We start from the raw sequence: 13956 nt of genomic DNA on the forward strand, positions 1-13956 counted from the left end.
CTACAGCCCGAGATACGCCTGTCGCACGCGGTCGTTGCCCAAGAGTTCGGCGCCGCTGCCGGCGAGTTCGATGCGGCCGTTCTCGAGGACGTAGCCGCGGTGGGCGAGCTTGAGGGAGGCCATCACATTCTGCTCGACCAGGAGGATGGTGATGCCCTCGTCGTTCAGCAGCCGGACGATGCGGAAGACCTCCTGAACGATCGCCGGGGCGAGACCCAGCGAGGGCTCGTCGAACATGATGAGGCGCGGCCGGCCCATGAGGCAGCGGCCGATCGCCAGCATCTGCTGCTCGCCGCCCGACAGGGTGCCGGCGGCCTGCCGGCGCCGCTCGGCCAGCCGAGGGAAGAGCTCAAGCACGCGCGCCAGCGTCTGCTTCGCCCCCGGGCGCGCGCGCCGCGGCGTGGCGCCCATCTCGAGATTGTCGAGCACCGACAGGTTGGGAAATACCTGCCGGCCCTCGGCGACGTGGCCGATGCCGGCTTCGCAGACCCGGAAGGATGGCCAACCAGTGATGTCGGCGCCGTCGAGCCTGACCGTGCCGTGCGCCGGCTTCTCGATGCCGTGGATGGCGCGAATCAGCGAGCTCTTGCCGGCGCCGTTGGCGCCGACGATGGCCACGATCTCCCCAGCGGCGATGTCGAGCGTGACCCGGGCCAGGGCCTGCGCGTCGCCGTAGAAGAGATCGAGGTCGCGCACCTCGAGCAGCGGCGGGCTCATGACGCCTCCGGCTCGCCGAGATAGACGTCGAGCACGGCACGATGACGCGTGATCTCCTGAGGCGTGCCTTCGGCGATCTTCTCGCCCGAGCTCACCACCACGACCTCGGCGGCAAGCGCCATGACCGCGCGCATGACGTGCTCGATCAGCAGGATGGTGAGGCCCGTTCGCGCGTTGAGCTCGCGCAGGAACGCCACCATGACGTCGACCTCGGTCGGCCGCAGCCCCGCCATGACCTCGTCGAGCAGCAGGAGCTTGGGCTCGGTCGCCAGCGCGCGCGCCACCTCGAGCCGCTTGCGGTCGGGCAGGGTCAGGCTCTCGGCGAGCTGGTGACGGCGGTCATGCAGGCCGAGCCGGTCCAGAAGCCGTGCGGCAGCATCGCGCGCTCCCGCCAGCTCGCGGTGGCGATGCAAGGCGCCGACCGTCACGTTCTCCAGCACGCTCAGGCCCTTGAATGGCTTTACGAGCTGGAAGGTGCGGCCGACCCCGGCGTCGCACACATGGTCGGGACGCAGTCCCGAGATCGTGCGGCTGTCGAGCCTGACCGCGCCGGCATCGGGGGCAAGCACGCCGGCGATCATGTTGAAGATGGTGGTCTTGCCGGCGCCGTTCGGGCCGATCAGGGCATGGATGGCGCCGGCCGGCACGGCGAAGCTCACCTCGTGCACCGCGCGCAGGCCGCGGAAGCGCTTGCCGAGCCGATCGAGCTCGAGACGGGCGCCGCTCATGAGCGGCGCTCCGAGAAGCCGAGCCTGGCCGCCAGCCACGGCCACACGCCAGCCGGCCGGTACATCACGATCACCAGCAGGGCGAGGCCGTAGAAGATCTGCTTGATGCCGGGGATGCCGAGCACCTCGCCGAGGTCGGTGAAAGCCTCGCCCAGCCCGGTCAGCACCACGGCGCCGACGATCGGGCCGAACAGCGTGCCCAGCCCGCCGATGATCGGCGCCAGAGTGATCTCGATCGAGCGGCCCATCGAGAAGGCGGTCTCGGGAAACAGGTTGTTGTAATAGAAGGCGTTCCACACGCCGGCCAGCGCGGTCAGCGTCGCCGAGATCACGATGGCGATCATCTTGCAGCGCAGGACCGGCACGCCGACCGCCTGGGCGGCCTCGGCATCCTCGCGGATCGCCAGCCAGTAGCGGCCGAGCCGGCTTTCGAGCAGGGCGCGGCAGAGGATGAAGGCGCCGACCGCGAGGCCGAGGATCACGTAGTAGAAGAGCACCGCACCGCCGCGCAGGTTGGCGACGTCGGTGCCGGCTTCGACCTTCAGGAACAGCCCGCCCGAGCCGCCGGCCCACGGCCAGTGGTCGAAGGCGACGCGGGTGAACTCGCTGAAGGCGATGGTCAGCAGCGCGAAGTAGACGCCGGCGAGCGAGAAGCGAAAACCGAGATAGCCGACGATCGCGCCGGCGAGGCCGGCTGCTGCGACGGCCGCGAACAGGCCGGCCCACGGCCCGATGCCGTAGTGGAAGAACAGGCCGGCCGAGATGTAGCCGCCGAGCCCGGCATAGAGCGCATGGCCGAGCGAGAGCTGGCCAGCGAACCCCATCAGGATGTTCCACGCCTGTCCGACATAGGCGAAGTAGAGAATCAGGATCAGCACCGAGAGCCAGTACTTGCCGAGCGCCAGGGGCGCCGCGAGCAGCAGGACGAACAGGACGCCCAGGCTCCACAAGGTGCGCGGCGCCGCCGCGCCGAGCAGGCGTCGCATCAGGCCGGTCATGGATTGCTCTTGCCGAGCAGTCCCTGTGGCCGCAGCAGCAGGACCAGGATCAGCAGGCCGAAGCTCACCATGCTCTTGAGCGACGGCTGCACCAGCAGGCCCGCCACGGCCTCGCTGACGCCGATCAGCAGGCCGCCCAGCAGGGCGCCGGTCATGCTGCCCAGGCCGCCCACGATCACGATCACGAAGGCGAGAAGGGTATACTCGGCGGCAAGGAAGGGCGTCACCGGGATGATGGTGATCATCAGCGCGCCTGCCGCGCCGACGCAGGCCGCGCCGACGCCGAAGGCGACGGCGTAGAGGCGGCGCACGTCGAGGCCGACCACCAGCGCCCCCATGTTGCTGTCGGCGGCGGCGCGGATCGACTTGCCGGTGCGCGTGCGGGTGAAGAACAGCCAGAGCAGCAGCGCGATGGCGACGGCAATCAGCGCCGCATGAAGGCGCACCGCATCCAGCACCAGCGGCCCGAGCTCGTAGGAATCGAACTGCGAGTCCATCTGCACGCCGCGCGAGTCGGGTCCGGCGATGGCGAGGCAGCCATTGACCAGCAGGATGGCGACGGCCAGCAGCAGCAGGAACTGCTGATGCTCGGGCCGGCCGATGAACGGCGATATCAGCCCGCGCTGCAGCAGGTAGCCCGCGCCGAAGAACAGGGCGGCGATCAGCGGCAGGCTCAACACCGGCGAGATCTGCAGGTACTCGAACCCCATCCACGTGAGATACATGCCGACCACCATCATCTCGCCGTGCGCGAAGTTGACCACCCGCATGACGCCGAAGATCACCGACAGGCCAAGCGCCATCAGCCCGTAGACCATGCCGGTGAGCAGCCCCTTGGTGACGGCCTGCGCGAGCGCGAGGAGGAAGTCGGAGGTCACTACCATTCCTCCTCAGCTTTGCTGGGGAGGTGGCGCCGTCTTACGGCGACGGAGGGGTCATTCCTCTTGGACCGCGGGCGTCCCGCCCGCTCATGCTCATGCTCATAAACATGAACGGGCGGGACGCCCGCGGTCCAAGAGGAATGACCCCTCCGCCCCGTATGACGGGGCGCCTCCGCCGTAAGACGGGAGAGGAAAATGAAAGAGCCCTCACGTCCGGCGCTTGTCGTTCCAGCCGGGCATCGGGAAGACGAGGGGGGCGCTGGCCGAGTTGAGCGGCAGGACGACGGTTGGCTTGCGCTTGAGGTTCTCGACTGCGGCCGCCTTGATGTCGACGTTCTGGCCCTTGGCGTCGAACCGGATCGGGCCGCCCACCATGACGTGCTGGTCGATGCTGATCTTGCGCAGTGCCTCCATCAGATCCCCGGGCTTGGTCGACTTTGCCGCAAGCCAGGCATGGGCAGCGACCAGCATGCCCTCGAAGGTGAAGCCGCCGTTGAGGTCGAGCTGGTCCTTGGGAAATTTCGCGAGGTGGCGCTTCTCCAGCGCCTTGGTCATCTCGGTCCGCGGATCGAGCCACGGCACGTTGGAAATCAGGAAGTCGCTGTATTTGCCCATGGTCTTGAGAAAGTCCTGCTCGTAGAGACCGGGCGCGCCGGGATTCATCACGCCCATCGGCTCCCAGCGCTGCTTGACCATCTCCTGCACCAGGAGCTTGGCGTCGTTGAGTCGGCATACCGGCAGCAGCAGCTCGGCCCTGGTCGCCTTGGCCTTGGCCACCTCGACCGACAGATCCTTGGCCGCGGCGTCATAGGTGATCACGTCGAGCAGCTCGTAAGGCATGTCGAGCTTGGAAAACAGCGCCTTGACGCCGTTCACCATCGCCGTGCCGAACGTGTCGTTGACGCTCATCAGCACCGCGGTCTTGGGCGTCGTGCCGGAGACCTTGAACACCTCCTTGTGCAGCGCCAGCGCGCCGGTGATCAGCATCGGCGCCGTCGGGAAGTTGCGGACGACGAACTTGTAGCCCTGCTCGGTGATCTGCGGCGCCGCCGCGATGTTGACGACTAGCGGAATGCCGCGCTGCTCGGCGACCTGGGCAATGGCGATCGTCTGGCCGGAATCGAAGGCGCCGACCAGCAGGTGGGCGCCGGCATCGATCGCCTTCTCGGCCTGGGTGCGCGCGACGTCGGGCTTGGTCTCGGTGTCGTAGTTCACGATGTCGAGCTTCACACCCATCTTCATGTCGGCGAACACGTCGTTGGCGACGTCGGCACCGCGCCGGCAGGCTTGGCCGATCTGCGCCTGCAGGCCGGACGTCGGCAGCAGCAGCGCGACCTTGAGGTTGGCGGGCGCCTGAGCCGCCGCATGACGCAGCGGCACCGGCGCACCGAGCAGCGTGGCGCCGGCCAGCGCGACCTTGCCGAGACGGCGGCGGGTGAAGCGATCGTGGCGGGTCATGCGGGCTCCGTGAAAATCCGGGCGGACTATAGAGACGGGGCTTCCGCCGTGCTAGGTCGACCGGCATGACGCTGGCCCTGTCCGAGCTGAATGGAATGAGTGATGCGGCCTTCGTTGCCGCGATCGGCGAGACTTTCGAGCATGCCCCGTGGGTTGCCGAAGCGGCCGCGACCAAACGTCCTTTCGCCTTGGTAACCGCCTTGCACGAGGCGCTGATGGGCGCGGTGCGGGCGGCGCCGCGCCCGCAGCAGCTTGCGTTCCTGAACGGCCATCCCGACCTCGCTGGCAAGGCGGCGCGCGCCGGCGCCGTCACCCGCGATTCGCGGAACGAGCAGGCGAGCGTCGGCCTCGACACGTTGAGCGACGAGGAGTTCGATCGCTTTCATCGCCTGAACGACGCCTACAAGGCCAGGTTCGGCTTTCCCTTCATGATCTGCGTGCGCCGGCATACCCGCGACTCGATCCTGGCGTGCTTCGAACGCCGCCTTGGCAACGATGCCGCCAGCGAATTCGCCGCCGCCCTGCAGGAAGTGTTCTACATCACGCGGCTTCGGATTTCCGCCAAGGTCACGGGCGAGGGCATGCCGCAGGTCAATGGTCGCCTCAGCACCCACGTGCTCGACACCCACGCCGGCCGGCCGGCCGTCGGCATTTCTGTCGAGCTGTACGAGTTCGCCGGCGAGCGCGCCCACCGCATCGCGAACGCCATCACCAACGCGGATGGCCGCACCGACAGTCCCTTGATCGGCGGCCGTCCGTTGCCAATTGGTCGGTACGAGCTGCGCTTCGCCATCGGCAACCACTTCCGCAGTAGGGGCATCGACAGCGGCGATCCGCCGTTCCTCGACATCGTCCCTTTGCGCTTTTCCATTGCCGAGCCCGAGGGGCATTATCACGTGCCGCTGCTTTGCACGCCCTGGAGCTACTCGACCTATCGCGGCAGCTGAGGGCAACACTCTTAAGAGGAGAAGGAGAGTTCCAAATGACCTATGGCGATGTCTCGCTGATGATCGACGGCGCCTGGACCAAGGGCGCCAACGGGCGGACGATTCCCGTGATCAACCCGGCGACGGAGGAAGTGATCGGCCAGGTAGCGCATGCCGAGAAGAGCGATCTCGATCGCGCGCTCGCCGCCGCCGACAAGGGCTTCAAGCAGTGGCGCAAGGTCTCGGCCTACGAGCGCTACAAGATCATGCGCAAGGCAGCCGATCTCATGCGCCAGCGCCTCGACGAGATCGCCACCATCATGACCACGGAGCAGGGCAAGCCGCTCTACGAGGCCAAGATCGAGACCGGTCTCGCCGCCGACATCATCGACTGGATGGCCGAGGAAGGCCGCCGCACCTACGGTCGCATCGTGCCGGCGCGGGCCGAGAACGTGTACCAGATGGTGATCAAGGAGCCGGTAGGTCCGGTCGCCGCCTTCACGCCGTGGAATTTCCCGATCAACCAGGTGGTGCGCAAGGCCTCGGCCGCGCTCGCCACCGGCTGCTCGATCATCATCAAGGGGCCGGAAGACACGCCGGGCTCGTGCGCCCAGCTCATCAAGGCGTTCGTCGACGCCGGCGTGCCGGCTGGCGTGATCCAGCTCGTCTACGGCGTGCCGTCGGAGATCAGCGAGTACTTGATTCCCCATCCGGTCATCAGGAAGATCACCTTCACCGGCTCCACGCCGGTCGGCAAGCAGCTCGCGGCACTCGCCGGCGCGCACATGAAGCGCGTCACCATGGAGCTGGGCGGCCATGCGCCGGCCATCGTGTTCGATGACGCCGACCTCGAGCAGGCGGTGAACGTGCTGGGCGCCAACAAATTCCGCAACGCCGGCCAGGTCTGCGTCGCGCCGACGCGCTTCCTGGTGCACGAGAAGGTCTATCCCGAGTTCGTCGAGCGCTTCACTGCGTTTGCCAAGAATATGAAAGTGGGCAACGGCCTCGAGCCCAACACCAAGATGGGGCCGCTGGTCGCCGAGCGCCGCCTGCACGCCATGGACTCGTTCGTGAGCGACGCCATCGCCAAGGGCGCCAAGATCCAGACCGGCGGCCAGCGCAAGGGCAACAAGGGCTACTTCTACGAGCCCACGGTGATGACCGACGTGCCGCTCAGCGCCAGGATCATGAACGAGGAGCCGTTCGGTCCCCTGGCGCCGATCACGCCGTTCAAGGACCTCGACGGCGTGGTCAAGGAAGCCAACCGCCTGGCCTGGGGCCTTGCGGCCTATGCCTACACGAAGAACACCAAGACAGCGGCGCAGATCGGCGCGGCCTTCGAAAGCGGCATGGTGTCGATCAACCACCACGGCCTCGCCCTGCCGGAAGTGCCGTTCGGCGGCGTCAAGGATTCGGGCTACGGCTCGGAAGGTGGCGTCGAGGCGCTCGAGGGCTACCTCAACACCAAGTTCGTGAGCCAGCTCGGCATGTGACGAGCGGCACCGCCGCCCGTCCCGTCATGCTCTCCTCCCCAGCGTCTTCGCTGGGGAGGAAGATCGTTGGCGCGATCAATCCACCTTCGCGCCCGACGCCTTGATGATCGGCGCGAGCATCGCTTCCTCGGAACGGCGGAACGCGACGGTCTCGGCCGGGGTCCTGTAGAGCGTCGTTGCTCCCTGGGCGAGGAAGGCGGTCTCGAGGGCCTGGCTCTGCAGGGCCTTCTTCACCAGGGCGGAGGCCTTCTCGACCATCGCCGGCGGCAGGCCTGCCGGTCCGCACAGGCCGCCCCACGACGTCATCTGGAAGCCCGGCATGTATTCCGACATGGTCGGCACCTCGGGCGCGATCGGGCTTCGTTCCGTCGACGTGACAGCGAGTGGCCGGACCTTGCCGGCGCGAACCTGGGCGGCCGGGCCGGGAATGTTGTCGAACATCGTGTCGATCTGCCCGGCCAGCAGGTCCTGCAGCGCCGGCGCGCCGCCACGATAGGGCACGTGAAACATGTTGAGGCCGGCGCGCTGCTTGAACATCTCGCCGCAAATGTGCGGGGTGGTGCCCGAGCCGCCGGAGGCGAAGGAGTACTTTCCCGGATTGGCCTTGATGAGCGCGATCAGCTCGGGAACGGTGGTGGCGGGAATGTCGAGCTTCACGATCAGGATGTTGGGCAGCGACCAGAACATGCTGATGGGCGTGAAGTCCGTGTCGGCGTTGAACGGCAGCCTGGCATAGAGCGTCGGCGCGATGGCATGCGGGGCGATGCTGAGCAGGCCGAGCGTGTAGCCGTCGGGCGCCGACTTGGCGAGCGTGTCGGTGCCGGCATTGCCGCCCGATCCACCCTTGTTGTCGACGATGAACTGCTGGCCGGTCAGCTCGCTGAGCTCCTGGCAGATGCGGCGCGACAGGACATCGGTGGCCCCGCCAGCGGGAAAGGGGTTGATGTAGCGAACCGACTTGTTAGGCCAGTTGGCCTGCGCCCGGGCGATGCCGGAGGCGATCATTGGACTGCTGAGCACGCCGGCCATGCCGGCTATCACGCGACGACGCGACGCAAAACGCCTGACCATACCGAAGCCTCCCGGATACCAGTTTCTTGATTGGCGGCATCCCGGGCTGTCAGGCTCTATTGCGTTGCGCTTCCGCTCGCTTTGATTGTGACGCGAACGGAGCCTTGATCGCCGGAACAGCCGAGGAAACGCACCTACGCAACGCAACGCTGCTTATACATCACTATTGCCGCGTTGCACGGGGTGCAACGATCCAGGCTCGGCGCCCAGGCGGCGTGCTAGCTCGGCGACCGCGGCGGCCCTCGAACCACAAGGGAGGCGCCGTCCCATATTTCGCGAATGCGGCCGTTTCCGGCCGGAGCTGCGCGCACCATCGCGCCGGCCCCTCAGCGTGCTTGATCGCCGCACGGCGAATGGCGAGACTTGATCCGCGATGCCAGAAGAAGGACCCGATCATGCCGGATCGTGACGACCTCGGTTCGGCCTGGAAGGTGCCGCCCAGCCGCTACCTCGCGAACCGTCCCGCCGAGCACCGGGTGCCGACGCCGAGCTCGGTCTACGTGACCATGCCGGATGGCTGCCGGCTCGCCGTCGACGTTCACCTGCCGGATGGCGATGCGTCGAAGCGCTGGCCGACGGTGCTGATCCTCACGCCCTATGTGAGGCGCTTCGCCGTGACGGCCGGCAGCAATGTCGAGCCATCGCCCAACAGCTTCAAGTATCGCGACATGTTCGTGCCGCGCGGCTATGCCGTGGTGGTGGTCGATGCGCGCGGCACCGGGGCGAGCTTCGGCACGCGCGATTCCTTCCGCTCGCCGCGCGAACGCGCCGACTACCGCGCCATCGCCGACTGGATCGTGGCGCAACCGTGGAGTGACGGCAGGATCGGCGCCACTGGCATCTCCTATCTCGGCGCGGCCTGTGATTTCCTGGCCAGCACCGGCCATCCGGCGGTGAAGGCGATCGCGCCGCTGTTCGCGGTATGGGACACCTGGGCCGACAACTATTATCCGGGCGGGATGCTGATCAAGCGCCTGGCCCAGGTCTACGACGAGCTGATGCTGGCGCTCGACCACGATCGGCGAGACCTGCGATCGCGGTTCGGCTACTTCGCCGATCCGGCGCTGCTGGGGCCGATGCCGGTCGACGACGACCCCGACGGTGCCCTGGTGCGCGAAGCGGTGAAGGGCCATCTCGCCAACTTCCGCATGCCGGATTTCATCGGCGAATTCAAGTTCCGCGACGACACGCTGCCTTACGATCCGACCTTCAGCGGCACGTCGTTCAGCCCGTGCACCTACCTCGACGAGATTCCCGGGGACGTCGCGGTCTACGCGATCTCGGGCTGGATGGACGGGGCGGGCTATGCCAACGGAACGCTGTCCCGCTGGTTGACCCTGCCCAATGCCGAACGGCGCATCATGCTGGGCCCGTGGGACCATGGCGCCCGGGTCAACGCCTCGCCGTGGCGGGGGCGGGTCGAGCCCGAGCTGCCGGTGCTGGGGGAGGTGCTGCGCTTCTTCGATCAGCATCTCGCCGGGCGAGACACCGGGCTCGCGGCGGAGGACCCGATCCACTACTTCACGATGCACGCCGAGGAATGGCGGGCGGCGAAGGCGTGGCCTCCGGTCGGCGGCAGCCGCCGGTTGTTCACCGCTTCCGGCCGCGCGCTCGTCGCTGATCGGCCGATGGAAGCGACGTCCGAGAAGATACAGGCCGACTACTCGCTCGGGACCGGCAACCAGACCCGTTACGAGCGCATCGCCGGCATCGACGCGACGGCCTACTATGCCGACTGGACGGAGCGCGAGGGCAGGCTCGCGGGATTCACCAGCGCGCCGCTCACGGCAGCCCTCGAGATTGCCGGGCACCCCGTGGTGACGCTGTGGATCGCGTCGAGCGAGCCGGACGCCGCGTTGTTCGTCTATCTCGCCGAGGTCGAGGCCGATGGCACTTCGCGCTACGTGACGGAAGGCGTGCTGCGCGCCATCCATCGCGCCGAGCAGCCGGCGCCGCGCAACTACCGTGCCACCTGGCCGTGGCGCAGCCATGCCCGCAAGGATGCCCTGCCGATGCCGATCGGCGAGCCGCAGCTCGTGCGCTTCGCCCTGTTGCCGACCTCGTGGCGCTTCGCCCAGGGCAGCCGCATCCGCCTGTCGATCGCTGGCAGCGATGCCGATCATTTCGTGCAGACCCCGCACGGTCGCCCGCCGCTGCTGACGCTGCTGAGCGGCGGCGAGCAAGCCACGATGCTGGAATTGCCGACGGGGTGAATCTTGTCCTCCCCAGCTTCGCGGGGGAGGTGTCGCCGTCATACGGCGACCTGCCTTCGCCGAAGCGAAGCCGCTTCGGCTTCGCGCAGGCAGGCGGGGGGCTCATGACTCTTGGGACCGCGGGCGTCCCCCCCGCGCAAACAAACCAGATAATGATCGGGCGGGACGCCCGCGGTCCTATGAGTCATGACCCCTCCGTCCGCGAAGACGCGGACACCCCCCAGCGAAGCTGGGGAGGAGAGCGCGAAGAGCGCCTACCGCAATCATTGAACCCAACCGTGGCCGAGGTTAGCCTGCGCGAAAGGCCGGTGGCGACAACGAACAGGCTCTGGGAGGGTCAATGCAAGGAGACGGCACCGCCGCGATAGCGGCAGCGCACCGGCTATGGTCGCGTCTGGAAGACGGCATGAATCTCGTCGCCGCGGCGGCCATCTTCTTCCTGATGTTCGTCGGTGTGTTCCAGGTGATAGGGCGTACCGCCTTCAACACCGCCATTCACGGCTACATCGACTACATGGAGCAGGCCAGCGCGCTGTTCGCCTTCCTGGGCATATCCTACGCCCAGCGGGTCGGCGCCCATATCCGGATGGACCTGCTGCTGCGCGGCTTCTCGATGCGCTTCATGTGGGCCATGGAGCTGTTCGCGGTGCTGGTCGCCCTGGTGGTGATTACGGTGCTGGTCGAGACGACCTGGGAGAACTTCCTGCGCGCCTGGCAGCTCGGCGATTCGACCATCGACATCAAGCTGCCGATCTGGCCGACCAAGCTCCTGGTGCCGCTGGTGCTGGGCGTGCTGTGGGTTCGCCTGGCGATCCAGTCGATCGACTACCTCCGGCTGGTCCGCCATCCCGATGCCGCGCCGATCGCCGTGCCGGTGATCGAGACCATCGAGGTGCAGGCGCAGCACGAGATCGAGGAAGCCCTCGGGCGGGAAGAGATCGGTCGCGAGGAGAAGCAGCCATGAGCCTCGATCCGCTGACTCTCGGCATCATCGGCTGCGGCCTGCTCATCCTGCTCTGCGTGCTGGGCGTGCGAATAGCCTTTGCCGCGGCGATCATCGGCGCCTTCGGGCTCGGTGTGCTCTCTGGCTTCGGCCCGGGCCTGCGCACCGCGGGCGTGGTGCCCCATGCCTCGGTGGTGAACTACACGCTGAGCGTGCTGCCAATGTTCATCCTGATCGGCTATCTCGCCTACTATGCCGGCATCACCCAGGCCGCCTTCGAGGCGGCGCGACGCTGGCTCGGCTGGCTGCCGGGCGGGTTGGCGATCGCCACCGTCTATGCCGTCGCGGGCTTCTCGGCCGTGTCGGGTGCCAACACGGCGGCGGCCGCCGTGTTCGCCAAGGTCGCCATCCCCGAGATGCTCAAGGCCGGCTACAACAAGCGCCTGGCGGCTGGCGTCGTCGCCGCCGGAGCCACGCTCGATTCGCTGATCCCGCCCAGCGCGCTGCTGGTGGTCTACGGCATCATCACCGAGCAGTCGGTCGGCAAGCTCCTGGTCGCGGGCTTCGCGCCCGGCATCTTCTCGGCTTTCGTCTACACCGCCATTATCCTGGTGATGTGCTGGCGCAACCCGGACTATGGCAAGCCGATCCGCGGCTACACTTGGCCGCAACGCTTCCAGTCGCTGCCCGGAACGCTGCCGATCGTGCTCGTGATCGCCATCATCTTCTACAGCATGCTGTTCGGCTGGGCGACGCCGACCGAGGCCGGTGCGCTCGGTGCGCTCTGTGTGTTCGTCATCGCCCTCGCCCATCGCATGAAATGGAGCGAGCTGCGCGGCGCGCTGCTCGAGACAGCGCGTCTCACCGCGGTGATCTTCACCGTGGTGTGGGGGGTGCTGATCTTCGTGCGCTTCCTGGGCTTCGCCGGCCTGCCCGAGCAGCTCGCCGAATGGGTGACCAGCCTCAAGGTGCCGCCGCTCGCCATCCTGCTGGCGATCTACGCGATCTATCTGATCCTCGGCACCATCCTGGAAGGCGTCGGCATGTTCCTGCTGACCCTGCCGGTCGTCTTTCCGGTGATCGAGGCGCTGGGTTACGATCCAATCTGGTTCGGCATCATCCTGGTCAAGCTGAACGGCATTGCCACCCTGTCGCCGCCGGTCGGCCTGGTGGTGTTCGTGGTCAACGGCGTTCGCCCCGACATCTCGGTCGCCGACATCTTTCGTGGCATCTGGCCCTTCATCTTTGCCGACATTATCACCATCGGCTTCCTGACTGCCTTCCCGGAGATCGTGACCTTCATCCTCGAGGCGGCGGGTTAGTCGCTCTCCTCCCCAGCGAGGCTGGCAGCTCGGCTGGGGAGGTGTCGCCGTTTTACGGCGACCTGCCTTCGCCGAAGCGAAGCCGCTTCGGCTTCGCGCAGGCAGGCGGAGGGGTCATGGTCTTCCGGACCGCAGGCGTCTCGCCCGCTCTTCCCATGAATCATGAGCGGGCGGGACGCCCGCGGTCCCATGAGTCATGATCCCTCCGCCTGCCTGCGCGAAGCCGAAGCGGCTTCGCTTCGGCGAAGGCAGGTCCGCGAAGACGCGGACACCTCCCCAGCGAAGATGCTGGGGAGGAGCATGATCACGACTTCGGCGCGGCGCCGGCCTGGGTCAGCAGGAAGTTCAGCAGCTCACGGCCTGGGATGCCCTGGCTCTCGCGCAGCTTGATCCATTCTTCCCACACCGGCTCGCCGCCGGCCTTGCGGAAGGCCGCCAGCTCCTCGGGCGAATACTTGAGGAACTCGAGCTTCTTCTTGAACAGCGGGAAATTCTTGTCGTCCGCTGCCTTGTACGCGACCTTGAGGGCCTTGTGCGCCAGCGGCACGGCCTCGATCATCAGGTCCTTGTACTGCTGCGGCAGCGCGGCCCAGCGCTCGGTATGAATCAACGTCGGGCAGGCGACGTTGCCGAGATTCATGTTTTCCGTGTACCACTTGCCGACCTCGTAGGTGCGGTACGACTGGTGGGCGTAGGTGGTCGGGAAGGCCGCTGCGTCGACAGTGCCACGCTCGAGCGAGGTATAGACCTCGGTCGCGTCGACCGAGGTCGGAATGGCGCCGAGCTTGGTCATGGCAGCTCCGATGCCGGCCAGCGCCCGCACCCGCATGCCCTTGAAATCCTCGATCTTCCTGGGCGCCTTGCCACGGCCGACGAACTCGTTGGTCGGCAGCACTGCCGACAGGTACGGGATGGCGTTCCAGCCGGCGAACTCCTTGACGATCACCGGATGCTTGTAGAACGCCAGGTGCACCTTTTCCTGCACGTCGAGATCGGGGATCGGCAGGAAGGGCAGGTCGAGCGCCGAGAAGGCCGGCAGCTTCTCGGGATGGTAGGACGCGCAGATGTTGGTCATCTCCAGGCTGCCGACCTTCAGGAGATCGAGCAGCTCCTTGGGCTGGCCGAAGCTCTCGTAGCCGATCTGGATCTTGAACTTTCCGCCGGTACGCTCATCGAGGAACTTGCGCAGCGTCTCGATGTTCTGGG

Annotated in this window: 12 protein-coding genes; 5 read left to right on the forward strand and 7 right to left on the reverse strand. The window is 67.1% G+C overall.

Translation table 11 applies throughout. The features are described from left to right. The 5 genes from AB7O82_RS02185 to AB7O82_RS02205 all read right to left on the reverse strand — a co-directional run bounded on the left by AB7O82_RS02185 (position 1) and on the right by AB7O82_RS02205 (position 4782). The gene (locus tag AB7O82_RS02185) at positions 1–717 is read right to left on the reverse strand and encodes an ABC transporter ATP-binding protein (protein WP_428537076.1); all 717 of its coding nucleotides are present in this window, start codon (positions 715–717) and stop codon (positions 1–3) included. Continuing rightward, positions 714–1445, reverse strand: coding sequence for an ABC transporter ATP-binding protein (locus tag AB7O82_RS02190; protein WP_428537079.1), 732 nt, complete (start codon positions 1443–1445; stop codon positions 714–716). The genes AB7O82_RS02185 and AB7O82_RS02190 overlap by 4 nt, the downstream gene beginning before the upstream one ends. Further along, the gene (locus AB7O82_RS02195; protein WP_428537082.1) at positions 1442–2443 is read right to left on the reverse strand and encodes a branched-chain amino acid ABC transporter permease; all 1002 of its coding nucleotides are present in this window, start codon (positions 2441–2443) and stop codon (positions 1442–1444) included. The genes AB7O82_RS02190 and AB7O82_RS02195 overlap by 4 nt, the downstream gene beginning before the upstream one ends. Further along, positions 2440–3321: a branched-chain amino acid ABC transporter permease gene (locus AB7O82_RS02200; protein ID WP_428537085.1), complete on the reverse strand. Its 882-nt coding sequence runs from the start codon at positions 3319–3321 to the stop codon at positions 2440–2442. The genes AB7O82_RS02195 and AB7O82_RS02200 overlap by 4 nt, the downstream gene beginning before the upstream one ends. A 210-nt stretch (positions 3322–3531) precedes the next feature. Beyond that, positions 3532–4782: an ABC transporter substrate-binding protein gene (locus AB7O82_RS02205; protein ID WP_428537088.1), complete on the reverse strand. Its 1251-nt coding sequence runs from the start codon at positions 4780–4782 to the stop codon at positions 3532–3534. Between the two features lie 95 nt (positions 4783–4877). Here AB7O82_RS02205 and uraD point away from each other — a divergent pair, with 95 nt between their 5' ends. After that, a complete protein-coding gene (uraD, locus tag AB7O82_RS02210) occupies positions 4878–5729 on the forward strand; it encodes a 2-oxo-4-hydroxy-4-carboxy-5-ureidoimidazoline decarboxylase (protein ID WP_428537091.1) in 852 nt (283 codons plus the stop codon). A 35-nt stretch (positions 5730–5764) separates the two neighbouring features. Further along, positions 5765–7201 (forward strand): NAD-dependent succinate-semialdehyde dehydrogenase, encoded by a 1437-nt coding sequence (locus AB7O82_RS02215; RefSeq protein WP_428537094.1) that lies wholly within the window; start codon positions 5765–5767, stop codon positions 7199–7201. A gap of 75 nt (positions 7202–7276) precedes the next feature. On the opposite strand, the gene AB7O82_RS02220 is transcribed toward AB7O82_RS02215, so the two are convergent. Further along, positions 7277–8272, reverse strand: coding sequence for a Bug family tripartite tricarboxylate transporter substrate binding protein (locus AB7O82_RS02220; protein ID WP_428537097.1), 996 nt, complete (start codon positions 8270–8272; stop codon positions 7277–7279). A 395-nt stretch (positions 8273–8667) separates the two neighbouring features. On the opposite strand from AB7O82_RS02220, the gene AB7O82_RS02225 reads away from it, so the two are divergent. From AB7O82_RS02225 to AB7O82_RS02235, 3 genes are all read left to right on the forward strand, one after another. Continuing rightward, positions 8668–10485, forward strand: coding sequence for a CocE/NonD family hydrolase (locus tag AB7O82_RS02225; RefSeq protein WP_428537100.1), 1818 nt, complete (start codon positions 8668–8670; stop codon positions 10483–10485). A gap of 406 nt (positions 10486–10891) precedes the next feature. Continuing rightward, on the forward strand, positions 10892–11449 hold the full coding sequence (locus AB7O82_RS02230) for a TRAP transporter small permease subunit (RefSeq protein WP_428537103.1): 558 nt from the start codon (positions 10892–10894) through the stop codon (positions 11447–11449). After that, positions 11446–12750 (forward strand): TRAP transporter large permease, encoded by a 1305-nt coding sequence (locus tag AB7O82_RS02235; RefSeq protein WP_428537106.1) that lies wholly within the window; start codon positions 11446–11448, stop codon positions 12748–12750. Before AB7O82_RS02230 ends, AB7O82_RS02235 begins: the two co-directional genes overlap by 4 nt. A gap of 304 nt (positions 12751–13054) precedes the next feature. On the opposite strand, the gene dctP is transcribed toward AB7O82_RS02235, so the two are convergent. Further along, positions 13055–13956: TRAP transporter substrate-binding protein DctP (dctP, locus tag AB7O82_RS02240; protein ID WP_428618542.1), on the reverse strand; the 902-nt coding region annotated here is incomplete at its 5' end.

Origin of the sequence: Reyranella sp., from assembly GCF_050185545.1 — a bacterium.
Classification (GTDB): Bacteria; Pseudomonadota; Alphaproteobacteria; order Reyranellales; family Reyranellaceae; genus Reyranella.

What these genes read in the sequence shown, in the direction of transcription:
- uraD (WP_428537091.1), top strand. Translation starts at nt 4,878, where the DNA reads ATGAGTGATGCGGCCTTCGTTGCCGCGATCGGCGAGACTTTCGAGCAT.
- AB7O82_RS02230 (WP_428537103.1), top strand. Translation starts at nt 10,892, where the DNA reads ATGAATCTCGTCGCCGCGGCGGCCATCTTCTTCCTGATGTTCGTCGGT.
- AB7O82_RS02225 (WP_428537100.1), top strand. Translation starts at nt 8,668, where the DNA reads ATGCCGGATCGTGACGACCTCGGTTCGGCCTGGAAGGTGCCGCCCAGC.
- AB7O82_RS02205 (WP_428537088.1), bottom strand. Translation starts at nt 4,782, where the DNA reads ATGACCCGCCACGATCGCTTCACCCGCCGCCGTCTCGGCAAGGTCGCG.
- AB7O82_RS02190 (WP_428537079.1), bottom strand. Translation starts at nt 1,445, where the DNA reads ATGAGCGGCGCCCGTCTCGAGCTCGATCGGCTCGGCAAGCGCTTCCGC.
- AB7O82_RS02220 (WP_428537097.1), bottom strand. Translation starts at nt 8,272, where the DNA reads ATGGTCAGGCGTTTTGCGTCGCGTCGTCGCGTGATAGCCGGCATGGCC.
- AB7O82_RS02235 (WP_428537106.1), top strand. Translation starts at nt 11,446, where the DNA reads ATGAGCCTCGATCCGCTGACTCTCGGCATCATCGGCTGCGGCCTGCTC.
- AB7O82_RS02215 (WP_428537094.1), top strand. Translation starts at nt 5,765, where the DNA reads ATGACCTATGGCGATGTCTCGCTGATGATCGACGGCGCCTGGACCAAG.
- AB7O82_RS02185 (WP_428537076.1), bottom strand. Translation starts at nt 717, where the DNA reads ATGAGCCCGCCGCTGCTCGAGGTGCGCGACCTCGATCTCTTCTACGGC.
- AB7O82_RS02195 (WP_428537082.1), bottom strand. Translation starts at nt 2,443, where the DNA reads ATGACCGGCCTGATGCGACGCCTGCTCGGCGCGGCGGCGCCGCGCACC.